Below are 26,712 nucleotides of genomic sequence, written 5' to 3'. Positions count from 1 at the left end.
ACTGCCCGGTTTTCATTGTTATTTGATGAGTATCCCAATCTAACCGAGACGGTCCCAGTTTTTTCTTTATTCTATTATTTCATAATCCGTAGAAGCGCCAGTGGTGTCAGTCTGCCTTTGGGCATCACGATACTGTGATGGAGTCATCTCCGTAGCCTCCTGGAACAGACGGTTAAACTGCGCCGCATTAGCAAATCCCAGTTCAAACGAGATGTCCGCAATGCTTGCATCTGTATGCGCCAGCATCTGCTTAGCTTTATCTATCCTATATTCGCTGATATATTCCTTTGGTGTCTTATTCGTGATACGCTTCAGCTTACTTTCGAAATCTGCCAGGCTCATGGACATGAACACGATCAACTGCTCTACGTCAACCGTAGGATTCTTATAGTTCTTTTCCATCCACAGCTCTACACGCTTCATGAACTCATAGTCCTCCTTGGCCCTGATGACAGCCTTCTCGCGCGTCTTACTATCCTTCATCGAGCGTCCCTGTCTTCTGCGGTGCATTTTCTGCAACCAGAACATCAGCATCACGCAGAGCACGACACCTATTGCCAAATAAATCCACATGGCATTGCGCGACATCAGGAACGATGGAGGCACAATTACCTCAATCTCTTTCAGGTCGTATTTCTCCGGCGAGTCAATCAGGAAGGCCTTCACCTTAAACTTATAGGTACCTGAAGGCAGGTTATTATACCATGCCGTCCTTGACACCGGGGCATTATGCCAATCCTCGTCATAGCCCTCAAGCATATACTGATAATGTACGCGGTGCTGCAACTGATAGTTCAGTGAGGCAAAACGGAAACCGATCTCATCATCATGATTCTGCAGTCGCACCGTCTTGGCATCGGGCACGTAATAGCCATACAGGGTGGTCTGACGCGGTGTCTGCAACACGTTGTTCAACCAGAAATCCGTGATGCGCAACTTCAGCATAGAACCTGTCGATGTCATCAACTTTGTTTGATCTACATCGTAATAGCCATTCACCGTACCGAAAAGCACATGTCCGTTTTGCAGCGTGACAGCAGAAGCCTCTGAGCAGATCGTCTCATCCACGCCTTCCAGGTTAGAATAGGTGGCAAAGATGCGCTTTCCCTGATCAAAGGAACAGATGTGGTGGTCTGTAGCAAACCACACGTTGCCACGACTGTCAAACGTCAGACATTTTATCTCCTCAGACGGCAGACCGTCTTTTGCGCCGAAATGCTCAAAATACCAGTGTCCCTCCGAGTCCTGTCCGATGGTATGTGCCAGACCACCGCCATTGGTGCCTACCCACATCATGCCATGCGCATCACGCGCCAGACAAACCACATCGTTTGACATCAGGATATTGTCAGGATACTCTTTGGATTCCAACAGTCGCTGCACCTCTACCTTACCTTTCTTATACGACATGATAAGCACACCGTCAGTTGTTCCTGCCCACACCTTTCCGTCCTTGTCGAGTTCCAGCGTGCGCACCTTCTGGTAGGCATTGATGGGATAATTGTTCATGCCCCTCTTGGGATAGAGGAATCCGTTCTTACCCTTAGGCAACAGATTCACGCCACCGCCATAGGTTGCCACCCACAGGTTGCCATCCTTATCCTCCAGACAGCAATAGGCACGATCATCATTCAGCGAGTTGGGATCACCAGCCTTATGACGCAGGTTCACGATAGAGTAACCGTTGCCCGTTGGCGTCATCCTAAACAATCCATTATCCTTCGAAGCAATCCAGTAGCGGCCACTGGCATCCTTTGAGATGCCGTATATACGTCCAATAGGACTGCCGTCATCGGTCCTTGACCAGGTAGTGTGTATGCTGTCGCCCTTGATGATATGCAGCACACCAGCCTTGGTACCCATCAGCAACTGTTTCCTGGACTTGTCATACAACAGTCCGCGAATTTCGTTATCCAATGGATTGGTGCTGCCAGGCGCAACCATCCTGCGAGCTATCGTCTGTTTGATAATCTCCAGTTTCTCCAGTCCGCGACGTGTTGTTGACTCAAACACCACGCCCTCGTTGGTTACCAGCATGGCATTCACCGCATTCGACAGGTTCCAGGGGTTAGAGGGGTCGTTATGGAAATACTCCACCTCATCGGTCTCACGGTTGTAATAGCCGAAGCCGCCACGGTTCATGGCTATCCAAACCACACCGTTACTCTCGGCAATAATACCGCCATAGCCGTCATAGTCGGGCGTTTTCACGTTCTGCGAGTAGAACCGCTCCACATGGGTCTCAGGATCTATCTTGCTGACACCCATACGCGCATCCGTAAACCATATCAGGCCGTGACTGTCCACAAAGAGCTTGGCAACCTGGTCGCCACCGGCACGAATCACCTGTGATTCCTGGCCATATGAGAACGACATGATCTTGCCACTCTTTGTACCCACATAGATATTATAGCCATTTGAATACAGACAAGTGATACTTTCGTCCAGGAACAGTCCCTTGCGCTCTACAGTCAGGTTACTGGCATCCATGCGATGTACGCCCTGATTCGTACCAAGCCATATATCGTCCTGATAACCCTCGGTTATCGAGGTGATAACCATGTCTCCCACGGTGATGAGCTGTGCCTTGACGCCGGAAGACATCATACGCAACTTATACAGGCCCACGCCGTCTACAGTAACCAGCACGTCACCGCTACTTGTCACGACGATAGGATGTGTCGTACGGTATTCCTCACTGCCACTGACATTCTCAAAGGGATTGACGATGCAGTCGGTTGAGCGTTTCAGCACAAAGACCCTGGAGTCATACATGCGCATCCACACGTTCTGCTGATTGTCCACAGCCAACTGTGCTATACGGTTATGCAGATTCCTGATATGACTGGCAGCGCCCGTCTTATAATTAAAGAAGTTGTATCCGTCAAATCTGGAAAGGCCATTCCAGGTGGCAAGCCATATATAGCCATAGTCATCCTGCACCATATGCGCAATGGCATTGCTCGCTAATCCGTCATCCGTTGAGAAATGACGACGCGTAGCCTGAATCTGCTGAGCATTGGCATCCGTTCCGCCCAGTTGGAAGATACAAACAATCGTAAGAACTATTTGTGTGACCTTTCTCATTGTATTTCCTTTTGTATAGATTTACGGCTACGAAATTACAAATATTTTTTCTGAGTTGATACGTTTTTATCTTTTTTAACGATTCTTATGCTCTAAAAACCACCTATGGGTCCAGAACACGTACATCAGAAGAGCCGCAACAACAAGGAGGAATGCCACCATGAGCATCTCCATCGTACGTCCGCTGAAGAAGTAATAGCCCACGCCGACACCGATAGCCAAGCCACTCTCCCACCCCAGCATGAAGGTGCTCTGCGAGGTACCTCGCTGGCAGTGACGGCTCAACTTGATGAAGAACAGCAGGAACCTACCGCCCACCAGTCCTACTCCCAAGCCCAGAAGGGGCGTTGTCAGGGGTGAATAGCGGGACGTCAGAAGTATAATCAACGAGGCGCCTATCAGCAACAGGCCGGTAATCACCTCACTCTTCAGTTCTGCATCACAAAACACGAAGCGCTGGGCCAGCAGGGCCAACAGGAAACCCAGCATCACCATGCCGTAAGCATGTACAGGCACTGGGAGCGACATCAGCATACCGATAGCCGTCGTCACCAACAAGAGGTTCAGGAAGAGTGTCCATCCTGACGTCAGGAAAAACCTGTCAAGACTCAGCACATGCAGGTTGTCCTCCGGAATACGGAACGGAAAGCGGATAAACGATACCAGTAAGATAGCCGCCACGCAACATACCAGCGCCAGGAAGAAGACGTTCAGCGTCGACATAGGCGAGGCCGGTATAGATGAAGGGACTATCAGACTAGACAACTGCATCATCAGCAGTCCGGCCATCGGGCCCAGCGACAGGGCAAACCGTCCGAACCACGTTGCTGAGTGGTTGGCCTCCGTGCGCTGATGCGATTCACAGGTATCGATAATCAATGTCGACGAGAGTACCATCTGCGCCAAGCCAAAGGCCGCACCCTGAAGTCCACGCCATACAAGTATTATCGGATACAGGTGCAAGGCGGGGAGCTTGAAAAACGGCAACGTCATTGATGCGGCCAATACCAGCACACATATCATGAACACCACGTTGCGCCTGTATTGCTGCACCAGGTAGGAGCAGAAGGCACCCGGCAAGAACAAGCCCAAGGCAAAAGACCCCATTACCAGACCCACCTGCCGGTTGTCCAGACCAGCAGCTTCCTTCAGCCATATAGGCAAGGTAGGAATCAGCATTGTAACGGCCATCGACAGCAAAAGGTTTGCTAGCACCATCAGCCAGAACTCCTTATGCCACAGTCCGATATGTAACCTTGTGCCTTGTGTGTTCACGCTTATAGTCTTTAATTAATACGATTCACTCTCGTTGGGGAAGTCACCGCTCTTCACGTCAGTAACATACTGTCCGATAGCATCCGTCATCACCGTATTCAGGTCGGCATAGCGACGCAGGAAACGGGGAGAGAAGCCCTGGTTCATACCCAACATATCCGCTACTACCAGGATCTGGCCGTCGCACTTACCGCCAGCACCGATACCGATAGTAGGCACACTGATTTCCCTGGTCACCTGTTCGGCCAGTGCTGCGGGCACTTTCTCCAGTGTCACGGCAAAACAGCCGGCCTCACTCAGAGCCTTGGCATCCGACAGCAGTTTGGCGGCCTCCTTCTCCTCCTTGGCACGTACAGCGTATGTACCAAACTTATTGATACTCTGAGGTGTCAGTCCCAGGTGGGCCATCACGGGGATACCGGCATCCAGGATAGCCTTGACGGTGTCCAGTATCTCTACGCCGCCCTCCATCTTCAGGGCGTCACATCCGCTCTCCTTCATGATGCGGATAGCATTCACCACACCATCATGCACACCAGTCTGATAAGAGCCGAAGGGCATGTCACACACTACCAGTGCACGTTTCACGGCACGAACCACCGAACGTGCGTGATAGATCATCTGATCTACAGTCATAGGCAACGTGGTAGAGTTACCAGCCATCACATTTGATGCTGAGTCACCCACCAGGATGCCGTCAATACCGGCACGGTCTACGATGCCTGCCGTGGTGTAATCGTAAGAGGTGAGCATTGAGATCTTCTCACCTTTCTGTTTCATTTCAATAAAGCGATGTGTCGTCACTTTACGATTGTCGCTTACTAAATATCCTGCCATAATGTGTTTAACTTTTGGTAATTTATATCCTGATAATCTTTAATCTGTATATTCGATAATGCCTCGATATTCTCCTTGGTATTCGTGGTGGTCAGTCCCACGACGTACATGCCTGCAGCACGTCCGCTCTTCAGGCCGTTGATACTGTCTTCCAGCACCACGCACTCCGCCGGACTCACGCCAAAACGCTCAGCACCCTTCAGATAGCAGTCGGGCGAGGGCTTGCTCTCAGCAAAGTCCTCACTGGTCAGAATCGCGTCAAAGAGGGATTTGAACTCAGGACGTACACGGAACACGCTTTCCATCTTAGGCATATTGCTGCTTGTCACCACGGCCGTCTTCACGCCATGCTGACGCAAGTCGCGCACAAAAGCCTCGAAGCCAGCGATATAGCTATAGTCCATCTGTGCCTCAAATTCGTTCAGGCGCCGGGTCACTATATCGCGCTCTTTCTCCAGTTCGCCGCTCCACCACTTGTCATAAATCTGCTGCAGCGTAGAACCCTTTATCTCATGTTCCAGCCCTGGGCGTTCCGGATGATATAACCGGCACTGACTTCCCCAGAAAACGGTGTACTGTGGCTCTGTGTCAAACACCACACCATCCAGGTCAAAAAGCGCCGCTTTAAGTTGTTTCATTACTTCTTCTATTTAAAAATCGGGTGCAAAGGTACAAAATAATTGAGAATTAAGAATTCTTTTTTAAGAAAAAGCGGTCAAGCCGAGCGAAGAATTAAGAATTATTTGTATCTTTGCACCATGAAATTGATTGAAAAGTATTTCCCAAAGCTCACCAACGAGCAATATGCGCAGTTTGAATCCCTGAATGCGCTGTATCATGAATGGAATCAGAAGATTAACGTTATCTCGCGCAAAGATATCGACAATCTGTATGAGCACCATGTGCTTCACTCCATGGCTATCGGCCGCTTCATAGGATTCAAGCCTGGCACGCATATTCTTGACTTTGGCACTGGTGGCGGTTTCCCCGGTGTACCCTTAGCCATCCTGTTCCCTGAGTGCGAGTTCAAGCTCATCGACGGCACGGGCAAGAAGATTCGCGTGGCGCAGGAGGTATGCGATGCTATCGGACTGAAGAACTGTCACCCTGAGCATCTGCGTGGCGAGGACGAGAAAGGCAAGTACGACTTCGTGGTGAGTCGTGCCGTGATGCCCCTGCCCGACCTTGTGAAGATTGTGCGCAAGAATATCAGCAAGGAGCAGCGCAATGCCATCCCCAACGGTGTCATCTGCCTGAAGGGAGGCAACCTGCAGGGCGAGACGCAGCCTTTCAAGAAGATTGTCCAGTCCACGGAACTCTCCAGCTATTTCAGTGAGGAGTGGTTCAAGGAGAAATACTGTATCTACTTACCATTGTAACCATGCTGACTATCAAGGCTTTTGAGGTAAACCCTCTGCAGGAGAACTGCTACGTAGTGAGCGACGACACCAAAGAGTGTGTCATCATTGACTGTGGTGCCCTTTATGACAACGAACAGCATGCTATCCAGAACTATATCCGGGAGCAGCAGTTGAAACCCGTGCACCATCTCTGCACGCATGGCCACTTTGACCATGTGTTTGGCGCTGCCTTTGTTTACAAGGCCTTTGGACTGAAGCCTGAGGCTCATGCCAATGACCAGACGATGATAGAGGACCTTGACCAGCAGTGCCGCATGATGGGTTTCGACCTTGGCACCAGTTTTACCAACATCCCCTTGGGCAGGATTCTCAGTCATCACGACGTCATCACCTTTGGCCATCACAGTCTGAAGGTGCTCCACACCCCAGGCCATTCTTCCGGCAGCATCATCTTCTATTGCGAAGAAGAGCATGTAGCCTTCTCGGGCGACACGCTCTTCCGTATGAGTGTAGGCCGTTCCGACCTCCCAGGCGGCTCTTGGGAACAGTTAATCAACAGCCTTTCTACTGTCATTGCCCATCTTCCCGCCGAGACCACCGTCTATCCAGGCCATGGTCCCAAGACCAATATCCGCGATGAGGTAAGGATGAATCCATATTTCCATTAACCATAGATAACCATAGAATATAAGAATGAAAAGATTGTTTTTATGCTACCTGTTTTTAATGGTAGCAATTGATATTGTGGCTCAACATGTGGATACGCCAAAGAAACTGGTGAGCGGCTACGTGATAACCAACGATAATGACACGATACACGGCACGATAGACTATATCTCGAAAAAAGAGAATAATGCCGTCTGCCGGTTCCTGCCAGAAGGCGAAACAACCTACCGAATGTATCAGCCCTACGACATCCGAGGCTACCGTTTCATGGATGACGGCTCTTTTTACGTAAGCAGTACGCTGCCTATCAACGGCAAGGACAGTAACCTTTTTGCTGAATGTCTGCTACTTGGCGGAGTGAGTCTCTACAGTTATCAGGACGGTGACCAGACCTACTATTACATGGTTGATGCCAACGGCAAGACTGCAACCATCAAAGAGGAGTCATACGACGACTACCGAACGGAGGATGCCATGAAGCGAAAGCGAGAGAACCTGCGCGGTGCTGCAGAAATCATGTTTATCAGTTCTGAGGCTACACAGGCCCTGTGGAAAAATGATATCACTGCAGCCAATCTGAAGAAGACGACACGCCGGTACAACCAGATGTATTGTAAGGAAGCTGGCGACTGTGTGGAGTTTGAATACGACAACAGCAAATCCAAGTATGCCACCCGTTTCTTTATGGAGGGCGGTATGAGATGGGGCCAGATCAATGACAAGAACCTGTCCTATCATGCCATGATGCCACATGTGGCGCTGGGCTTTGAGTTCGGTGCTTCACGCAACCATCCCAACCTTGCATACCAGTTCATGGTACTGGCTGGACTATACAAGAACAAGGTGAAGGATCTGGACGAGTATTCTCATCTTCGCGTCATGGAGAACGACAAGTTATGGATTGAAATCGATTGCGGACTTATCTATCGCTTTGACACAAAAAAGAAGCACCGCCCCTATATATGCGGCGGTACTACTTTATCCATGACTCAGGGACTTTACGGCGGACTTGGCTACGAGTTCTGCATGGGGCGCAGACTGCTGCGTGTAGGGGCTAAAGGCAACTGCCGTTTCATCAATCTGGCCAATATCCTCGACAGCAATATCTTCGAGTTCAAGAAGATGCCATCAAAATCACTCGACCTATCCGTTGCCTGGGTTTTCTAGGACCTATTCTGCGGCCACGACCTCAATCTCCACCAGCGCGCCCTTTGGCAAGGTCTTCACTGCCACTGCCGAACGGGCGGGATAAGGCTCTGCAAAGAACTCGGCATAGACGGCGTTCATATCCGCAAAGTCGTTCATGTCTGCCATGAATACCGTTGTCTTGATTACATTGGCCATAGTCAGGCCAGCCTCTTCCAGGATGGCCTTCACGTTGGCCAGCGACTGACGGGTCTGTTCCTTGATGCCACCCTCAGCAAAACTGCCTGTGGCGGGGTCAATGGGAATCTGACCGGAGGTATAAACGAGGTTTCCCACTCTGATGGCCTGACTGTATGGGCCGATGGCTGCCGGAGCAGCCTTTGTACTGATTACATCTTTCATATTCGTCGTTGTTTGAATTAGTCGTTAATAAAGGATTTCGTCGTCATGTCGTAATACAGAGCCTCCAGTTCCGCCAGTGTCAGTTTCTCGACACTGTGTTCGATGATGCGGATCAGCTCGTCACGCCGACGTTCATCTGTCTGATTGAATCTGTTCATGTAAGCCATATTGCTTTTTCTTTCAAATATCCTATTCGTAATGTCTGATTCTAACGTCAATGCCGTCATTCCGGAGCAGTGACGGAATGCTGTTCAGGTCTGTCTGTCCGTAGTGATAGGGAAACAGCACCTTGGGCTTGATGATTCCTGCAGCCCTGACCAGTTGCCCTGGTGTCATGGTGTAGGGCTGGTTACACGGCAGGAAGGCAATGTCAATGTCCTTCACAGCCGACAATTCCGGGATATCCTCCGTATCACCGGCGATATAGATTCTCAGGCCGTCGACAGTCAGGATATAGCCGTTATCACGTCCCTTGGGATGGAACTGCGTGCGCCCCTCACTGTAGTTATATGCAGGGACAGCCTCAACAGTGAAGTCATCAGCCAACTGCAACTTATCACCATTCTTCATCACCTCACCAGAGCCATACATTTCGGCACATCGCTGGTTGGTAATGAAACGTGTCTTTCCGTCTGTCAGAATCTTTATGGCATCCTGACTGAAGTGGTCGCCATGCTCATGGGTTACAAAGAGATAGTCAGCCTTGGGCATAGCAGCATAGTCTATCGTCTTGTTACCCAACTTCGTCACAGGATCAATCTCTATCTCCTTGCCATCATACTGGATACGGATGCTGGCATGTGTCAAGGCATGAAACGTCACCGTCTTACCGCTTCTGGTCTTAAGCATATCCACCTCGTAGGTGTCGGCCTTTCTTACGTCAAGGATTACCACGTCAGGGTCTGCTGTCAGTTCGGCAAACGCCTTCACATCATAATTGTCAAAATTCTGGCTGCAAGCTGTGTTCAGCCCCAGTACAGCCAACAAGAATGTCAGGACCTTTTTCATATTTCCGTGTGTCGTAGCTTCAAAAATTCAACTTTTGTTAATTGTGATGGCAAATATACGAATAATATCCTAAAAAGGACTATCTTTGCCCTCACTTTTAATATGTTTTGTGATATAAGATTGTTGAGAGATCATTACTTAATGGTAATCCACACCGCCTCACCACGGTCTTTCGCCTCTACTATTTTCTTCTTCAGGCGATAGAGCCAGATGCGCGAATCGACCACCTGACCTACAAGCTTGTTCTTGCCCACGAGGATGCAGCCCTCAGTGTCGGCGGCAGTGTTACCCGCGTGGATGCGGATGCCACTGAAGTTGGGCACCCCCAGCAGGATGGGCAACCATGCCTTGAACTTCGGACTCCATGAGATAACTACGGCGTAGCGCCCTTCGGGAATGGCCGAGCGACCTTTTACCTTGCGGCCGCCGTGGGCGTAGTCGCGCCATGTGGGTTCCAGTGTGTCGCAAAAGTACAGGTTCTCCCCTGCCCCTTCAATTTCAAGCCTGCCTATCGTGTAGGTCTTGCGCTTTGCTATTCTTGTCAATACTAATTCCATAATTCTGAAATTTAATGTTTAATGCTTAATCTTTAATGTCCTTAATGTCACGATGTCACTTTGTCATTGTCACTTTTCGCCTTAGACCATCTTTTCGAGTCTGCCTTCACCACCCAGCCGTCGCGGTTCCAGCGCGAGATAATCTTGATGATGGAGTTTCGCGGCACGTTGGCGGGCTTCAGCGCAGCCAAGTCATCTGCCGTAAACGTGGGCGGCAGTTGGTCGAAGATGCTGTTGTTGGCACCATAGCGCTGACATTCCTGCTGGGCATCCACATACTGATTCTGCAGGGCCGCGCCAAACACCTTGATTTGCTGGTTCAGACAGTAGGAAGCCATCATCGTGGCAAACTCCACGCAAGCGTTGCTCTCCTTCACGCGTCCCGTCAGCAGATGGAAGATGACCCCACAGCGGAAACCGATGACGGCAGCACGACGACGATAGGTGTCCTTCACGTGGTCTATATCCTTCAAGGCCACTACGCGCTGCTCTTCCACCCATTGGTCTATGGCCTTCCGCAGGCGTGGCGTGTCCACATAGCCGCTATACGAGCGCAACCGGGTGACGGCCTCCTGAATCTTCGACTCGTCCTCCTGGGTGCGACGCCCATAATGAGGCATCTTGGCAAACGAGGTGTCTGGCATCTCGGCCAGCAGGATACGGCTCGACAGACCGTTCTCTACGTTGTCTGCCTTGAAGCACTTCCTGACGGCCCCACTGGTGCCCAGCATTGACCAGTTGTACGCCACTTTCACCACGCCCGACTCAGCCTGGTCGCTGTTGTAGTCCTGACCCCATTCCGAGTCTATCGGGTCGAACGCCAGACGATAGATGTCGTACTTCGACGACCACGAGCCGGCACCGTTGGTCTTGCGCAACGTGTCCAGTTCCTCGCCAAACGAGAAGAGCGTATGACCGTCTGCATTCTTCAGTCGCTTCAGCAGCGTAGAACAGCTCACCGTGACGGGCACCACGCGAATCAGCACCTTCGGGTCGTCCGGAGCCTTCTCGTTGGCCTTGCGGTTCTTCTTGCGCTCCTTCCACTCATCTTCACGCTTACGAGCCAAGGCATCCTCGTCGTCCAACTGGCGTTTCCAGATGTTCACAGCATGTTTGCAGACCGACTTACCTGAGGCCTGCTCACCGTAGATAATCGACATCATGCCCAACTTCTGCATCTCGCCGTCGCAATAGCGCACCTCCACCTGGTCGGCATAGGCAGCCGCCAACGGCATCAGCGAACAGAGCACTGGCATATGCATCGAAACGGGCACACCTGTCAACGATTCCTTCAGGCCGATGGGCAACGCTTTCACATTGACCTTGACACCAGTCTCTTCCTGAACAGCCTCAGCATCGTCCACCTCGTCAGGACTGATGCCCGTTTCCAGAGCCTTGACAATCTTATCTATCAGCCGCGACCCTTTCGTAGGCTCCTTGCAGGCCGAGTGGATAATGCCGCGCATCTCCTGTGCCGACAGTCCGTATCGAGGCATCACCTCCAGCAACCACTCCTCGTTATCATCGCAGATAGCTCGCAGATTGGCAGCCAACTGATGCAGACGCTTATTACGCTCACCCTCACTGGGTTCGCCGCCAGTTCTGCGCCAGAACTCACCTATAATAGAGGTATAGGAGATGCCTTTGAAGTCGCTAGGGAAAGAAAGAAGACCCTCCCCCTTCCCCTCCAGACTCTCCCCCATCCCCTCTCTGTGAGAGAGGGGCGTAGATAGCTTCTGTCCTTGAGTCTGACCACTCCCCTCTCTGAGCAGAGAGGGGCTGGGGGTGAGTCTGGTGAGTCTGAATATCTCATCATCCAGAAATAGGAGATCCTCGGCGCTCCCCGTTGTCGTGAAAAACACTCTCGTGATGTCCTTGGCACCATCGTCATATTTGACCTCCAGCAGCTCACTCGCCCACTTCAGGTTCTCCTCCTGCGAGAGCTCCGGCCTGCGCCTGAACACCAGGTGATAGCCACCGCCACGGGCACTCTCCTCCAGCATCAGCAGCCCCAGTTCTTCCTTCTTCTGCAAGATGCGCTCACGCACCGTGGGCATCTCCTCCTTCGACAGGTGGTCGATATCCATGCCTACCGTAGTGCTCATCGTCTTCGAGCCCTTCAGCGAACCGTCCTCATTGGGCAGGCACGAGTAGTTCATCTGCACCAGCTTCGATTTCAGACCCTCCTCGCCAGCCCGGATACGCTCCACCAACCGCCGCTGCTCGCCGCCATTCCTCAGACTCAGATACTCCTCTCTCGTGAGGACAGGGCGCATCCTCTTCGCCCCATCCTTATAATAAATATAATGTACACTCATATAAAAAAGACCCCCTCCCTGCCTCCCCCTGAATGGGGAGGAGTAGTTAGTTGGGGTAATATTAGTTATTAATTGGAAAATCTATTCACTCCCCTCTCTGAGCAGAGAGGGGCTGGGGGTGAGTCTTAGAAGTTCGGGTATCCCAGTATAGAATTAAGGTAGTGCAGTCCCTGCATCGTCCACGTCATATAGGTGCGTATTTTCTTCTCGCCCTTCAATGAATAGGAGACGTGGGTGCGCAGGCGCACGAAGTCGCGGTCGGCAAGGTCGTCAGAGATGTTCCAACGCCCGCCGCGTCGGTACTGGATGCCCATGTCGCGCAGCACGGCGTTGAAATCGAGCGTGGTCATGTTGAATGTCTTTGCCACCTGCGTCGCCGTCAGCGTGTCCTCAGCGGGCTCGTTCAGCATACGGAGCCCCTCCCCGATGATGCCGTCGGCCAGGGCAAGGATTTTCTGTGGACTGGGCAGACATCTCGCATCAGCCATCTGACGTCTTGCGTCAGCCTTCTCCAGTTCCTCCCAGCGCAGCACCAGCTTGGCGCGTGCCTCGTCGTTGAACTTCGTGGCGATGTAGAGGCACTCGGTCTTAGTGAGCACATAACAGGGAACTTCCTTCGTTCCACCATTCGGCAATTGGTAGGTTCTGGACGAGAGTCCAAATTTGGACCCTTGTACTTTTTCCCATGCAATCTCCATCTTTCTAATGTCACGCATGAGATGATTGTGTTGTTTACCTGTCAGCTCTGCAATTTCGAGCGACGTGATTGTTTGAACTGTATGATTAATAATGTTTGTTTTCATTGTTGAGTTGTTATTAAGCGAGAAGAAGTGCTTGGAAATCCGATGGCCATCTTCACGTGAAGACTTCCTCTGCTTCAACTCAAATTCTCGTTTTCTTGAGGAATAAATTCCTTTTTTCTTGGAAACAAATTTTCGTAATTATCGTAATTTTCTCGTAATTTTTATTATGGATAAATTATGCGTATTACGGCAATTTGTTTCCATTTCAATTGTACGGCAATTTGTTTCCTGATCAATTGATTTTCACGATATCAGTGGCAAGTATTTCCTGGAACGTCTGTCCCTGATATTCGTGTGTAGAGAAACGGAGGGTGGCGATGACGATGTCACCCTCGTAGAACCTGCACGCCGCCAGATTACCCAGCATCGTGCACACATATTCATTTTCAAACTTTGAGCCCAGCTCCTTCAGCACAATGTTGCACTTCTGGATAACGCCCGACTCCTGTTTACTTGACTGTACGCTGAAGGCCTCGCCCTGGCGTACCACTTTCAAAATCTTTGTTTCCATTTGTTGTTGTATATAAAAACCTTGCTTGTAGCCGCCCCTTCCCAAGGGGCTCAAAATGTGTATCAGCATGTCAAAGAGCACCGTCGATCAATTCGACAGTGCAAAGGTACGGCAAGTAAAAAGAGTAAAAAAAAATAAAAGCCAGCCGATAAATAATAATAATTTATCAACTGACTTTCAATAAGTTACATTTCCGGAAATAACAAAAAATAAAATCAGGTATGCTTTTTTATTACCTCCTTGATGGCTTTTACTTCTTCGCGGGTCATTTCTGAGTCGGAAGAGTCGTAGTTCGCATAGTTATTAATATACGTATAATGCGTCTTACCTGTGTAGATAAGGGCATCGGCCTGTTTGGGATTTACATCGTACACACCTTCTCCACACAACAGTCCCACTAGATTACACGTCAACTTCTGATTATAGCCACCTTTGAAGGTGTTTGGCGATACCTGCTTTAGTTTCTTCTGCAAATCGCCTACCATCAGAATTGCATCCAACAACTCATCATAGTTTCCAGAGAAATCAGATACCACATGTTCACGTAGCGGCTGCATGTCTGTCAGCATACCAGTCATACACTCCTCCAACTTACGGTCGCGATTAGCTTTCTTCAACTGGTCAAGGTCTTGATAAATAAGGCCAAGAGTAGTCTCAAAACGGAAGTAGTGACCATAACGAGCTGGGCTGTAGGTGTCGCGATTTTCGTACATGTAGTTACCGATAGCCTCCTTATTGTCAAACTCAAAACGCCCCATTCGTAAATCAACCATATCACGCAGCAATGCATAACGCAGAATTTGCACTTCGCTCATACAGTCTACTTCCAATCCCAGCTGCTCCAACTCCTCTTTGGCTTTTGTGCGTTTCGATCTTGGAATCTCGTAGTAGTCATCACGCAGAAACTTGGTGTCAAGCAGACTCTTTAGCATCAGTCCGACACGTTCAGTCAAATCCTCTTCTGTCACACCGCCGCCGTGACGCTTAGTCCAGACGGCATGATCCTGTCGCGCTTGTTGGATGGTATCTTGCTGCTGGGCGAGAATGGTGTCGTAGTACTCGCCACCTGGCACAGCCGTCAACTTCACTTCCACCTGACGTGTAATCATGTCGAGTTTGATGTAGTCAATATGGCGACCACCCGTCTCAAAGGCAGCCACACGACTGAATATTTCTTCTAACAAATCGCTCATGATGCACTGCCAGTATATTCAAAGTAAATGTAAAGCGAACGATAGTTCTCATCAGGCTCAGTTTCTGTGTTCACTTCGAAATGTGAGAATTCAAAAATCACAAAAGCAGTCTCAACATTCGGACCAGGACGCTTATAATCCATCAAATAAGTGGTTGCAATCTCTCCATTTTCGGCGTCATCCATCACTTGTTTTTCCAACTCTGCTAATATCTCGTAAGGACGTAGATACCATTCGTCATTGCCGAGCGTAAACATTTCCAGAAAATACTTCAGGTTACTTAGCATCAGTATCGTGGCACCACTTTTACCTGGTAGGCCCTTAGGCAGCACAACATACTCACGAGTTTCATCACCCCATTCATGATGAGTGGTCTCTTCTCTGTATTCAGGATTCTCTATTATCATTTATCTGTCTATTTTGATTTCTTATTCAATCCATAGCCTCTCGTTGAAGGCTCCACTAACTTAAAGTTTCCCTCTTGCGGAGCAAACGGGTCAAGATTGGCTTTGTACCTATAGCTGAGCTGATGTTTCAGGCTTTCCCTTTGAGCCTCCACCTGATTATCCTTCAACATCTCGTTCGAAACAAACGTGGTAAAGTTGAAGTATCGGCGGTCTGCACCCGAAAGGCCCAACGAGATGCCATTACGCGAATAGGTTATCAGATTCTTGAAACCCGCCTGACGATTATATTCTTCGTTTTCCTCGAAAAACATACGGTCTTCATCGTCAAGTTTTATTTTTAATTCAATTAACGTCTCATCAATCGCATCATAATGTTCTCTCATCACCATCTTCACAAGATTAGGGAAGTCTGGTTGCGACAACCCCCTGGCCTCAACAAAACGCTTGCGAAACTGATTGAAATAATGTGGCGGGAACTCATTGCACATGATTGTATCTTCGCTATTTGCGTTTAACAAATAGATGCCCATACCATTGTTGCTTTCAAGTTTTGCGTGGCAGACAACGTAAGTCTGATAGCCCCGCACGTTGACAATGCCCTTTTTCAATATAGCCTTGCTTTCTGCCATTACGATGACCGTCCACTTCCCCATACCATCAAACGTCCGTTCGAAAGTATAGAAAGTTGGGAACACCTTCGTCTTGAACACAATTTTATAATTGTGTTTCAACCAGCCCATGGCAGCCTCATACAGCAACGGCTTCATCTTTTCCATCTGTCTCACCTTCTCTTCAGGTGTCATTGTAGGGAGTATCATACAATCTTCTTACCTTTATTATCTATATGAATAATATATCGTGTTTTCGAATTGCAAAGGTACAAAAAATCCCGCTCTATTTGTGGTAGAACGGGAAAAATATTTATAAAAATTATATTATGCCGAATCATTGAGCAAAGCAGAGTGACTCGTCATGGGAACAAGGGCTGTAACCATTTTTTACTTCTTACAAATCTTGTTCTTTTAATGACTTCCGAAATTCCTCGTAGCTGATTTTGTCTTGCCCTGAAAAACGTTGAATAAAAAACAACGTTTAAAAAGAAAAAAATATGATTTTCTTTTTTTTTTCGTGGGAAATTCGTATCTTTGCGGCGTCTATACCTGCTGACTAACCTAACAATTCATCAAGATGAAACAAAAGATTCTTTATTCCTATATCCTGCTGCTATCCTTCGCCACATTTTTTACAGCCTGTTCAAAGGACGAACTGCAGGCCGAATCCCCGTCCGGAAAAGACCTGACGGTTCTCTTTGCGTGGGAATCCGGTTTCTCTGGTGCAGGCTACGACGATGCTATTCTCAAGTCCGTGTCGGAAAGTCAGGCAGCACATCTGGATATGAAGGTTCATCTCATAAGACCCAAGAGCCAAGCCGAGGCCCTTGCCCTTATGAATAATTTCACAACCAATGGAACTGCAGAGAAAGCCCTTATCCTCTGTGGTCCTCAGTACGAGTCTCTGGCACAAGAGCTTCACCCTGGAGCCGGGCGCATCCTTTTGGTAGATAGCCAAGAGGAAATGCCCAACGGTCTCTCCACCTTGCAACTGAAACGCTACGGCGGGGCATGGCTGGCCGGAGCCCTCAGCAAGCGTCATGAGTTGCATATCTTCAAGGCTTTTGACGGCGACAGCATGATGGACGCGGTGGCCGACGGCATTGAGGATGGTTATCGGGATGCAGGCGGACAGGAATGTCACCGCATTGTGCTGGCAGACAGCTACCGCGGCACCAACATGCCCGACGAGTTGTTCCACCTGCTGTATACGAATCCGGATGAATACTGGGAGGCTGTCAATGTTTGTCTGGCGCCGGTGTGTGGCGCTTCCCGGATGGGAGCCTACGCCTACTCCAACAATTTTTGTGTGTATTCCATGGGCATCGGGGAAGACTGTAGTATATTCTCTGACTGGCTGCCATATTCTCTCATTTACGATATGGGAGAAATCATCAAGACCTATATCAACCAGTGGCTTGCTGGCCAATCGTGGCCTGTACATAAGGACTTTGGTCTGTCCACCGGCCATGTGCGTATTCTATACAACGACCGCTTCTTTGGATTACTCAATCGCATCCATTACTACAGAGAAAACTTCCCTCAAAGGGACGAATACGAGGCGCTGGAAGCGCAATACATAGAAACCGCAAAAGAAAAGGAGATGACCCATGCGTACTAAACTGATATTCCTATTCACGATTCTGTTTCTCTGGAGTTGCAAGGACGAAAGTCCGACGCCCAGTTCCAGTCAAAACGTGGAAACGACCTCCTACAAAGTGGCCGTGATTATGCCTCAGGAAATCTGGGGCAGTATAAAACCCGTAGCAGAGCAGGCTCTCCAAAACGTGGTGAAAGCCCAAGAGGGATTAGCGAAAAGCGTGACAATGAACCTGGAATGGGTTGACGAGTCTGCCGAGAACCTGAAGGATGAAGTGTATCGCATCACCCACGACAACACCTATGCTGCCATCATCGGACCCAAATACAGTCGTCACGCCCGTATGGTGGCCAAGGAGAGCCTTTCGTACCGCATCCCCGTACTGATGCCCAGCGTCACTTCTGCAGAGATTCAGCGCATCTATGCGGGCAGCAACCGTACGGCCCCCAACATCTTCTGCATGTCGGAAAGCGACCTTGCCCAATGTCAGGCCATCTTGAGCATCATCTCCCACCAGATGTATTCGTCCTTCGTCATGCTGTTGTGCCGTCAGGACGACGCCGACGACTACGTCACTTCCTTCAAATCCTATCTGCCCTTCCTGGCCAGAGAACTCGGCTTCCGCAATGTATTGACCTACCCCTTCAAAGACAAGGAAAGTATGCGCGCGCAAATAAAATCCATTGCCGGTGATAATGTCCTCGCCAAATTCTTAAGCAGCATCTTCTTCGTTCCAGCGACCACCCAAGAAATGCTCTGGCTCGACGAAATACTGACGGAGGAAGGCATCAAGCAAGACTACGTCAATTTCCCCCGCATTTATTGCACAGATATTGCCAGCAACGAAGTCCTGGAAAAACAACTGAAACACGAATACGAAGGCATAGCTCTCTGCGGCAGTCCAGAAAGCGGTTTCCCCGCCATGCGAAAAGCCTTTACCGGCAAGGAAATCCAAAACGGCTATGCCCAGTTCTATGATTGTTTCACCCTTTTGGGAATGGCGTTGGCACACAAGGAGACCGCAGGACTGGAAACCGTGCGCGAGGCCATTGTTGCCGTAATGGATGCCTGTGACGGGCATGGAGACAAACTGGGATGGACAACCGAGAGTCTTTCCGCAGGGTTCCGCGCCATCCGTGGCGGCCAGTTGCCCAACATGGCGGGAGCGTCTGGTAGCTGGGTATTTGACCGCGAGACCCACATCAGTCAGCTGGGTACTTGGTACGGTCACTGGCGGTTCTACGATGGGGCCTATCATTTTGTGGAGTACCTTACCCGCAGTGACAATGCCAACAAGGCCTCCATGGATCAACTCTGGAATATGGAGATGGGTTATAGATTATTTCCTTCCAGCAGAGACTATGATTTTGAGTACGAGCCCCTCCAAGACCGCTATGCCGTGGTGATGGCCACCTCTACGGGTTGGAACAACTACCGCCACCAGGCAGATGCCCTCGACATCTACCGTATGCTTAGAAACGCCGGTTACGATGATGACCACATCGTGCTCATCACCGAGGACGACCTGGCCAACGATCCTGAAAATCCCCACCCTGGTGTGGTGCACGTAACCCCTGACGGGGAAAACCTCCACTTGAACATCAAGAACGATTACAAAATCAGTCAGCTCACCCCTGCCGACCTGGAAAACATCCTCAAAGGCAATGTCACAGAACGCACACCGCAGGTCGTACATGGCAGCAAGAACACCAATGTGCTCTTCTTCTGGAGTGGCCACGGGAAATACGATGGCATGCTCAACTGGGCGGGTGGCGAGATCACTGCAGAAGAGATCCGTACTGCCATCCATGGGGCACAAGACAACTTCCGCAAAATGTTGCTGGTCATGGAGACCTGCTACAGCGGCTCGGTTGGCGAGAATCTGACCGGTATTCCCGGACTGATGGTGCTCACAGCTGCGGCTCCAGACGAGAAATCCCATGCCGACGTCATAGAGGGCAACATCTATCTCTCGAATGCCTTTACCCGAGTGTTCCGCGAAGAGGTGGAGAAGAATCCGGACATCACCATTTACGACCTTTACACCCAACTGGCCCGCCACACTACGGCCTCCCACGCCATGATGTACAACTACGACTGCTATGGCAGCGTCTACAACAATACCTTAGGAGAATATTTCAAATAAAGAATAATAATTATTAATTCAAAATCTATAGTACAATGAAAAAGATTTTCAACATTCTAATGCTTTTCACCGCAAGTCTGCTGGTGCTGAGTTGTTCGGAAGATGAAACAGAAGCCATCAGAGAGGCGAAGACCTATGCCCATGCGCTGTCTGTCATCAACGAGGATTATTACGAGTTGCTGGTTTTGAACGAGCTTTCGGAACCTGTTACCGTTGCGTCAACTAACAACCTTCCCTATTGGCTTTCCGTGGAGGCTCAGGAGGGAGTGAATAAGAATGGCCATCCGGTGCTCAAGCTAAATGTGAAAAAAGAGGACGGCATGCAGGAAGAACGCCAGATTGAAGGTACCGTAACCCTCTCTACTGGCGACATCATCAGCCTCGCCGTGAAGCAGGGGAGCGATCTCCCTACCGGCTTTAATGACGGAGGAGTCCTCACTTCCAGTAATACGGAGTTCGAAGCCGACTGGGCCAGCTGTAAGAGCATTTCGCTGGTAACCAGCTATGTGGATGTCAATGGCCGCACGCAGGTAACCACCACAGAAGTTGCCCTGCCGTGGGCTCAGGACGCCCTTCCTCAAGAATGGCTGCCGGAGGACGAAGCTCAGTGCATGGTCATCAACAAAGACCAATGGGAGTTGGTTTTCAACCTCACCGGCATTGAGTCGCGTCCCAACTACAACTACTTTGGCATGTACAATAAGTACAGCGGCCTGTTGCGCATCTTCTACTACATGGACGAGGCCCATATGCCTGCCAGCGCTGCCAACGACCACATGTGGTCTCTTAACTTCTCCGACGACCTGGCCGAATATCCCGTTTTCCAATATGGTGTGCCTTACAACGAAAGTATTTCCATGTCTTACAAGCAGGCTGTGGGCTATCCCAACATCCAGTACATGACCAGTGCCACCACAAGTCAAATGAGCCGTCAGGGAAAAGTGATTCCACGCATTGGCTGGTGGGCATACGACGTAGACATGTCCCAGTTGCGTCCCAAGGCCTTGGCTTCGCGAGGTGGCTATATCACTCCCGGCATGTTGCTGTTTGCCCAGGACAATGTGTTCTTGAACTCCATCATGCACGGAGACATCGCAGGGAGCATCTCGGGTAAAATCGACCTATATGGACTGCTGCCTGCTAAAGTCAACAAAGCGGGCCTCGCCTTTACCGATATCTTTGGAATTGCAAGTTCTTTCGTTGGCGCAGGTGGTATGAGTGCTTTATTTGCGGGTAATTCTAAGAACGAGCCAGGCTCATATGCTCAGGGTGGTATTATGGCTGCCTTGAGCATGTTTGGAATGATGGCTTCCCAGATTAACCCGGGCTCAATCAGCAAAGATGACAAGAAAAACCTGGGTAATATTCAATTGCAGGCCCAACTGAACTTGAATGCCGAGATGGAAACCCAGGGAACCATTGGTGGAGAGCGCTCCACCAACATTGCCTCCCCTAAGATTTCTTCTAAGTATTTCAAAGCCGGCACCCACTTTGGTGAAGGCGTTTGGAACATTCAGAATACCCCCGTCATCTATGTGTTGGGAGATGCCTTCTGGAGTGATGCCACGCACTTCCTCGCCTACGACAAGGGAGAGGAGTTGGATGCCTCCGGCAAGGTAATCCGTACTTACTACAAGACTTTAAAGGACCCAGGACTCGTCAATATGCGAATGGTTTCGTTCATGGACCCGACTTCTATCGGAAATATCCTGCTGAACAACAATGTCTATGATGCCAATGCTCCGATGGAGGTTAACCAGTCATTTGGCGTTTATCCGGGATCAAAGGCCGGCTACACCAAAGGATTTCGTGAGGGTCTGGGCGTTAATCAACAGACAGATGCCATATCCGACGGCGCATTCAATGCGGCTAAAAATAATAAATTTGTAGCGGTACAGCGCCCCGTTGACGACGATTTGTTTAAGTATGACATTCCTGAGGAATACTCCAGTATCATGGCTCCGCGCTTGAGTCAGCAGTTAGACCCCACGAACGCGAACCTTGCCCGCCAGTTCTTTGGCCCGTCCACGTACTTCTACAAGGTGAACGCCGGCGTGAAAGAAGTGGATCAGGTACATTATGTAGCCGACCCCCAAGTTAAATTGCCCTATGCTATAAAGGATCAACCCGATAAGACAAATATGGAGAAGAAGCCAGAAGACAGGGCAAAAGACTACTTCCTCTACGACCCTGACTATGTGGACTGGGTAACGACTGTGAACCTGAGAATAGTGCAGGGCGAGCGCATCTATATCATGAACCGTCAGTTCATGCCTGAGGTGAAAGTCATCTCTTACAAGGATATGCCTGCCCTCATTAACCAGATGAAGGCGCGCAAGGGGCGGATTCCCAGTAACATGACATATCTCAACTGTGATGAGATGATTGACCGCATCCAGCGGTACTACGACGCGATAAAGGAAGCTGTAAAATAATAAATTAATAATGAATAGTCAAATTATGAAAAAGTATTTTTATTTGCTATTATGTGCAATATTTGCATTGAGTTCGTGCAGTAATGATGACTCTGAAGATAATTCTCAGACAGAATCAGAAGAATATACTGGCAAGTTGAGTGACCTCGAGCTTCTGGAGGAGCGTTTGGTGGAAACCGACTCCGTGGGCAACATCCTGGGGTATTTGGTGGGTGCAAACCTGAACGAGGCAGATCCCACGGAGATTTCCGTGCCTGTTAACACCTACGAAGAGGCTGTAGAGCTGTTCAAGAAGTGGTTGCCGGAAGGTGCCCAACTCATCGAAGAGAACAAAAAGATTACATGGAAAATGACAGACGAGGAAAACCAGGAAGAGGGTGAGACCATACTCAAGGAAAGCACCACCCCTGGCGAGATTGCCAACGTAAGCATTAGGAAAGCCTCCCAAACGGAGAATGCCCCCATCATTACAAGCGTGAAGTTCATTCCTTTTTCTGCCTGGCCGGAAAACTCAACGGCAATAGAAGAATACCTGGAAGAACATTATTATCTGGGGGCTGAGGTTAAGGTTACGGAGAACAAGGGGGCCAGCACAGGAACCTATGTAGTGATTCGCGAATGGAGCCCGCAGGAAGCCGGCATCATGATCCGCTTCTCAGGGGATACATGGAATACTTTTTGGGATGGTTATAAAAGAGATAATTGTTCCAGTGTCGGAACCACCCAGACGGTTAGCCGGGTTCTACATCAAGGGAGTAACTATGATTACTTTGTCAATTATTACGGACCAGAGCACAATTGGCCTGACCTGAATAAAAGATTCATAACAAAGACAATAACGGGTACAAAAATTTGGCAAACAAAAAAATATTGGTTTGTAAGACTTGATACTGGCGAGGCAGCTACCTTCCCTAATCATGCGGGGGCGAAATCCAGTTATACGAAGGTGTATATCTATTGGTTCATTCCCAAAGGCAACTCTGTTAAGATTTGGTAACAATATGAAAAAGAAAACATACGAGAAACCGCTGACAAGAGCAATTCAGTTGAATTTGCAACGCGTTTTGCTCATTGCCAGTCCCGATCCCAATGCAGAGACGGAGGATATCAACGAACAGCGGGACTGGGAGCATCAGGAAGGAGGCTGGTCATGAAGAAGATGTTTGTTTTGTGGGGTGCCTTGGCACTCCTGACAGCCGCCTGCAGTAATGAGGAGAGTCAGGAAGTATCGTTCAGTCCGCTGGTGCTGACGGCCCAGCAAGAGGGTGGTGAGGCAACAAGAACCTCACTCAGCGGTACGGAGGTTCACTGGTCGGCTGGCGACAACGTAGCTGCCTTTGTGAGCAACGTGGCACACACCTCTACGGCAACAGAAATACTATCTGCCAAGAGTGCCCGCTTCACCTTTTCCGACCTTGCGGCTGATGCTGTCGTGCAATATGCCGTTTATCCCGCTGCCGCAGCTGCAGGCCTGGCGGGCGACGTCATCACCGTCACCGTGCCCACCGAGCAGACTGCCGTAGCAGGCAGTTTTGCCGAGGGCAGTGCGGTGGCAATTGCCCAGGGCGGCAGTTCTACACTTGGTTTTAAGAACGTCTGCGGTTTCCTGGCTTTCACCATCAATGCTGATGATGTGCAGAGTGTACACATCTATGCCAACGAGAAGATGACGGGTACGGCTGACATCAACTGGAACAGCGGCGACCCAACGGTCAGCGCTTTTGGGACCTTTGCCTACACGGGTGTCAAACTCACGGGGCCATTCATCAAGGGCGCGACTTACTATGCCGCCGTATTCCCCGGTACCTATACGGGCCTTACGCTGAAGCTGACGCATAGCGACGGTTACGTGTCGACATACACCAACAGTAACACGCTCACTGTCAGTCGCAAGGACAATGTGGTTATCGCCAGAAACCTGGTGCTGCGCACTCCTGTCAGCGGCACATGGTTCGAGAAGACCCCTGCCACAATTGGATCTGGCGTGCCAGTCATCATTGTAGGTAAGGTGGGTGGCAGCTATCGCCTGATTTCTAACGCAGATACAGGTGCCTCGTCGTCTCCCAGCGCTGCCACTACGGCAACGGTTTCGGGTTCAACGGTTACGGATGTGGATGATAGCTTCGATGGCTACAAGTGGAATCTCTCGACAACCGACGGCAAGTTCACGCTCTATCCCGCAGGCGTTAACACACGCTGGCTCAATTGTCAGGCCACCAGTGGGTCGGCTAGTCAGACTTGTATGGCTGTTGACAACGAAAGTTATTTTAAACGTCGCTTCTTCATATGGGATGCTGCAGGGCACTTGGTCACCAGCGATAGTTACGATGCCCGCTATCTGAGCTATAATAATGGCTTATGGTGTGGCGAGACCTTCCCCGCATCGACCGTTTACCCTGCTGCCGTCTTCTCCTTCTATGTTAAAGTTCCGTAGAAACGGGCTTTGGTGATCACGGGGAATGCAGTTCCACTGACCATTCCGGACGGACTCTCGGTCCGAGCCGTTCGGAATGGCAAATCCCCAAAAGATGACATCGTGACATCGTGACATCGTGACATTAAGGATATTCTACATGCTGAGAGGGGAAAGAGTAATAAATTGTAAGAAATTAATTTTATAATAATATTATAATATATTATAATATTATTATAACTTATAGCATGCGCATATCGAGAGGTGCTTAATGTCACTTTGTCACGATGTCATTGTCACGATTTGGAGCTGGGTGCATGAAAGCAAGCGCGAGCGTTAACAGATTTTTACAGGTTACGCTATGCCGAAATTCGGCAGTTCAAGATTTTCTTTGTACCTTTGCATTGTCAAAAATGAGCAACACGCCGTATCGCTGACAGCAAAACGCCGGCTCGCTGAAAGAGAAAAGCCGTTTCGCTCATTAAGGGAATAGTGAATAGTGAAAAGTGAAAAATTTGCTACCGCTAGAACCTCAATTCTAAACATTAACCATTAAAAATTAAACATTAAAAATCACTATGGGAACAATTGAAATTAAGAAGGTAGAACGCAAGGTGACTGTGGGCAAGAAGGGCGAGCAGCGCCAGCAGGTGAAGAAGACCTACGGTAAGATTATCTATCGCGGCACAATGCGACTCACCGACATGGCCGAGCACATCATGAAGCACGGCAGTATCTATACCGAGGACGTGGTCATCGGTGTTATCACCAAGTTGAAGAGCTGCATGCAGGAGATGCTGGCCGACGGCTACAAGGTGAAGCTCGACGGCATCGGAACCCTCTACCCTGTCCTCACCTCCAAGGGCGTTGCTGACGCGAAGGACTTCAGCGCATCCGAGAACGTCACCCGCCTGGGCATCGCCTTCCTGGCCGACCAGAGCAAGAAGTCTGCCTACAAGGCTTCCGCCATGCGACAGGGCGCTACGCTGAGCACCCAGCTGTACAGCGAGCTGACGGGCGAAGAGACGGAGAACGGAAACACGGAGTCAGGGAACTCGGAGAGTGGAAACACGGAATCAGGGAATAACGGAGAAAGCGGACCCGTAAATCCTTAAACCTCGCACAGAGGTGATAATCTCACACAGAAATCACGGAAATCACAGAAATGAGAATCGCCAGCGATTCTTTATCCGCTGAATCCGATTAATCCGTGGTCGAAAGATTTCTGTGATATCTATTTGCTTTGCAAATACTGGAGGCGCAGCCAATTTCTGTGATATCTGTGGTTTCTGTGTGAACTTAAATAATCTATCGGTGTGAAATTAAAACATTATTACCATGAAGAACAAGACATTTTGGAAATTCGCAATCCAGACAGCCATTAGTGTGCTGTCGGCCATCGCAACGGCACTGGGAGTGACCTCGTGCATGGCATGAAAGTAGAAAGGTAAAAAGGTAAAAAGGTAAAAAACAGGAGTTGGCAAATCTGCCAGCCCCTGTATTTTTTTATAAGAGTAATTCCTTCATGCTATTCCTATCAGTTCAATTTCAAAGATAAGCGTTGAACCACCGGGGATGCCAGGCTGTGAGAACTTGCCGTAGCCCATCTCTGCAGGGATATAGAGTTCCCACTTGTCGCCGATGTGCATCTGCTGCATGGCGATGATCCACCCCTCAATGAGGTCGCACAGGCGACAAGCCAGAGGTACACCGCCACGACTGCTGTCAAACTGCTTACCGTCGATTGTCCAGCCGGTATAGTGGGCAGTGATGATGCTGCGGACCGTCGGTTTCTGACTATCCTGATTTCCCTCACCCAGCACCTTGTAATAGATGCCCTTAGGCAGGGCTTTTACGCCCTCCTCCCTGGCTTTCGCCTCCAGCCAATCCTTGTTGGCCTGTATGTATTCCCGTTTTGCCATATGTTATAAAGTTC

At 49.7% G+C, this 26,712-nt stretch carries 26 protein-coding genes; 11 read left to right on the top strand and 15 right to left on the bottom strand.

Annotated features, from left to right (window positions below; all coding sequences use genetic code 11):
- Positions 1-66: 66 nt before the first annotated feature.
- The 4 genes from L6466_RS05725 to L6466_RS05710 all read right to left on the bottom strand — a co-directional run bounded on the left by L6466_RS05725 (position 67) and on the right by L6466_RS05710 (position 5,837).
- On the bottom strand, positions 67-3,087 hold the full coding sequence (locus L6466_RS05725; RefSeq protein ID WP_237803502.1) for a ligand-binding sensor domain-containing protein: 3,021 nt from the start codon (positions 3,085-3,087) through the stop codon (positions 67-69).
- 75 nt (positions 3,088-3,162) lie between these two features.
- On the bottom strand, positions 3,163-4,362 hold the full coding sequence (locus L6466_RS05720) for an MFS transporter (protein WP_237793048.1): 1,200 nt from the start codon (positions 4,360-4,362) through the stop codon (positions 3,163-3,165).
- A gap of 15 nt (positions 4,363-4,377) precedes the next feature.
- Positions 4,378-5,199, bottom strand: a complete 822-nt coding sequence (panB, locus tag L6466_RS05715; protein WP_091819002.1) for a 3-methyl-2-oxobutanoate hydroxymethyltransferase — start codon at positions 5,197-5,199, stop codon at positions 4,378-4,380.
- On the bottom strand, positions 5,184-5,837 hold the full coding sequence (locus L6466_RS05710) for an HAD family hydrolase (RefSeq protein WP_237803503.1): 654 nt from the start codon (positions 5,835-5,837) through the stop codon (positions 5,184-5,186). The genes panB and L6466_RS05710 overlap by 16 nt, the downstream gene beginning before the upstream one ends.
- 120 nt (positions 5,838-5,957) lie before the next feature.
- Between L6466_RS05710 and rsmG the strand changes: the two genes are divergently transcribed.
- Genes rsmG through L6466_RS05695 form a run of 3 tightly spaced genes read left to right on the top strand, consistent with a single transcriptional unit; the run spans position 5,958 to position 8,393 of the window.
- Positions 5,958-6,578: a 16S rRNA (guanine(527)-N(7))-methyltransferase RsmG gene (gene rsmG / locus L6466_RS05705; protein WP_237803504.1), complete on the top strand. Its 621-nt coding sequence runs from the start codon at positions 5,958-5,960 to the stop codon at positions 6,576-6,578.
- 2 nt (positions 6,579-6,580) lie between these two features.
- Positions 6,581-7,228 carry an MBL fold metallo-hydrolase gene (locus tag L6466_RS05700; RefSeq protein WP_237803505.1) on the top strand — a complete coding sequence of 216 codons (648 nt, stop codon included), beginning with the start codon at positions 6,581-6,583 and terminating at the stop codon, positions 7,226-7,228.
- Between the two features lie 58 nt (positions 7,229-7,286).
- Entirely contained in the window at positions 7,287-8,393 is a 1,107-nt protein-coding gene (locus L6466_RS05695) for a hypothetical protein (RefSeq protein WP_237813098.1), read from the top strand.
- A 3-nt stretch (positions 8,394-8,396) separates the two neighbouring features.
- On the opposite strand, the gene L6466_RS05690 is transcribed toward L6466_RS05695, so the two are convergent.
- The 10 genes from L6466_RS05690 to L6466_RS05645 all read right to left on the bottom strand — a co-directional run bounded on the left by L6466_RS05690 (position 8,397) and on the right by L6466_RS05645 (position 16,389).
- Complete coding sequence (locus L6466_RS05690; protein ID WP_237803507.1) at positions 8,397-8,774, bottom strand: RidA family protein; 378 nt, start codon at positions 8,772-8,774, stop codon at positions 8,397-8,399.
- 17 nt (positions 8,775-8,791) lie between these two features.
- The gene (locus tag L6466_RS05685; RefSeq protein WP_176757001.1) at positions 8,792-8,932 is read right to left on the bottom strand and encodes a hypothetical protein; all 141 of its coding nucleotides are present in this window, start codon (positions 8,930-8,932) and stop codon (positions 8,792-8,794) included.
- 31 nt (positions 8,933-8,963) lie between these two features.
- Positions 8,964-9,782, bottom strand: a complete 819-nt coding sequence (locus L6466_RS05680; RefSeq protein ID WP_237813097.1) for an MBL fold metallo-hydrolase — start codon at positions 9,780-9,782, stop codon at positions 8,964-8,966.
- A gap of 134 nt (positions 9,783-9,916) precedes the next feature.
- Positions 9,917-10,339, bottom strand: coding sequence for a DUF5675 family protein (locus L6466_RS05675; protein ID WP_237793052.1), 423 nt, complete (start codon positions 10,337-10,339; stop codon positions 9,917-9,919).
- Between the two features lie 47 nt (positions 10,340-10,386).
- Positions 10,387-12,498 (bottom strand): YfjI family protein, encoded by a 2,112-nt coding sequence (locus L6466_RS05670; protein WP_431356519.1) that lies wholly within the window; start codon positions 12,496-12,498, stop codon positions 10,387-10,389.
- A gap of 284 nt (positions 12,499-12,782) precedes the next feature.
- Positions 12,783-13,460, bottom strand: a complete 678-nt coding sequence (locus tag L6466_RS05665) for a Rha family transcriptional regulator (protein ID WP_237793054.1) — start codon at positions 13,458-13,460, stop codon at positions 12,783-12,785.
- Between the two features lie 232 nt (positions 13,461-13,692).
- Entirely contained in the window at positions 13,693-13,971 is a 279-nt protein-coding gene (locus L6466_RS05660; protein WP_237793055.1) for a hypothetical protein, read from the bottom strand.
- 215 nt (positions 13,972-14,186) lie between these two features.
- Positions 14,187-15,164: a hypothetical protein gene (locus L6466_RS05655; protein WP_091818513.1), complete on the bottom strand. Its 978-nt coding sequence runs from the start codon at positions 15,162-15,164 to the stop codon at positions 14,187-14,189.
- Complete coding sequence (locus tag L6466_RS05650) at positions 15,161-15,571, bottom strand: hypothetical protein (protein ID WP_091818514.1); 411 nt, start codon at positions 15,569-15,571, stop codon at positions 15,161-15,163. The genes L6466_RS05655 and L6466_RS05650 overlap by 4 nt, the downstream gene beginning before the upstream one ends.
- Positions 15,572-15,579: 8 nt before the next feature.
- Entirely contained in the window at positions 15,580-16,389 is an 810-nt protein-coding gene (locus L6466_RS05645; protein WP_091818515.1) for a hypothetical protein, read from the bottom strand.
- Positions 16,390-17,017: 628 nt separating this feature from the next.
- Between L6466_RS05645 and L6466_RS05640 the strand changes: the two genes are divergently transcribed.
- The 8 genes from L6466_RS05640 (at position 17,018) to L6466_RS05605 (ending at position 26,213) form a co-directional block, all read left to right on the top strand.
- The gene (locus L6466_RS05640; protein ID WP_237793056.1) at positions 17,018-17,803 is read left to right on the top strand and encodes a hypothetical protein; all 786 of its coding nucleotides are present in this window, start codon (positions 17,018-17,020) and stop codon (positions 17,801-17,803) included.
- Positions 17,793-19,928: a C13 family peptidase gene (locus L6466_RS05635; protein WP_237803511.1), complete on the top strand. Its 2,136-nt coding sequence runs from the start codon at positions 17,793-17,795 to the stop codon at positions 19,926-19,928. The genes L6466_RS05640 and L6466_RS05635 overlap by 11 nt, the downstream gene beginning before the upstream one ends.
- A gap of 35 nt (positions 19,929-19,963) precedes the next feature.
- Positions 19,964-22,363 carry a hypothetical protein gene (locus L6466_RS05630; RefSeq protein ID WP_237793058.1) on the top strand — a complete coding sequence of 800 codons (2,400 nt, stop codon included), beginning with the start codon at positions 19,964-19,966 and terminating at the stop codon, positions 22,361-22,363.
- A 25-nt stretch (positions 22,364-22,388) separates the two neighbouring features.
- A complete protein-coding gene (locus L6466_RS05625; protein WP_237793059.1) occupies positions 22,389-23,360 on the top strand; it encodes a hypothetical protein in 972 nt (323 codons plus the stop codon).
- A 4-nt stretch (positions 23,361-23,364) separates the two neighbouring features.
- Positions 23,365-23,517, top strand: a complete 153-nt coding sequence (locus L6466_RS05620) for a hypothetical protein (RefSeq protein ID WP_237793060.1) — start codon at positions 23,365-23,367, stop codon at positions 23,515-23,517.
- On the top strand, positions 23,514-24,797 hold the full coding sequence (locus L6466_RS05615) for a hypothetical protein (protein WP_237793061.1): 1,284 nt from the start codon (positions 23,514-23,516) through the stop codon (positions 24,795-24,797). The genes L6466_RS05620 and L6466_RS05615 overlap by 4 nt, the downstream gene beginning before the upstream one ends.
- Positions 24,798-25,354: 557 nt before the next feature.
- The gene (locus L6466_RS05610) at positions 25,355-25,891 is read left to right on the top strand and encodes an HU family DNA-binding protein (protein ID WP_237793062.1); all 537 of its coding nucleotides are present in this window, start codon (positions 25,355-25,357) and stop codon (positions 25,889-25,891) included.
- Positions 25,892-26,114: 223 nt separating this feature from the next.
- On the top strand, positions 26,115-26,213 hold the full coding sequence (locus L6466_RS05605) for a smalltalk protein (protein ID WP_176756895.1): 99 nt from the start codon (positions 26,115-26,117) through the stop codon (positions 26,211-26,213).
- Between the two features lie 86 nt (positions 26,214-26,299).
- On the opposite strand, the gene bamJ is transcribed toward L6466_RS05605, so the two are convergent.
- Positions 26,300-26,698, bottom strand: coding sequence for a BamJ family beta-barrel-assembly machinery protein (bamJ, locus tag L6466_RS05600; RefSeq protein WP_091819306.1), 399 nt, complete (start codon positions 26,696-26,698; stop codon positions 26,300-26,302).
- Between the last annotated feature and the right edge of the window lie 14 nt (positions 26,699-26,712).

This window comes from Prevotella communis, assembly GCF_022024175.1.
GTDB lineage: Bacteria > Bacteroidota > Bacteroidia > Bacteroidales > Bacteroidaceae > Prevotella > Prevotella communis.
This window is presented reverse-complemented; position numbering and strand designations above follow the sequence as displayed.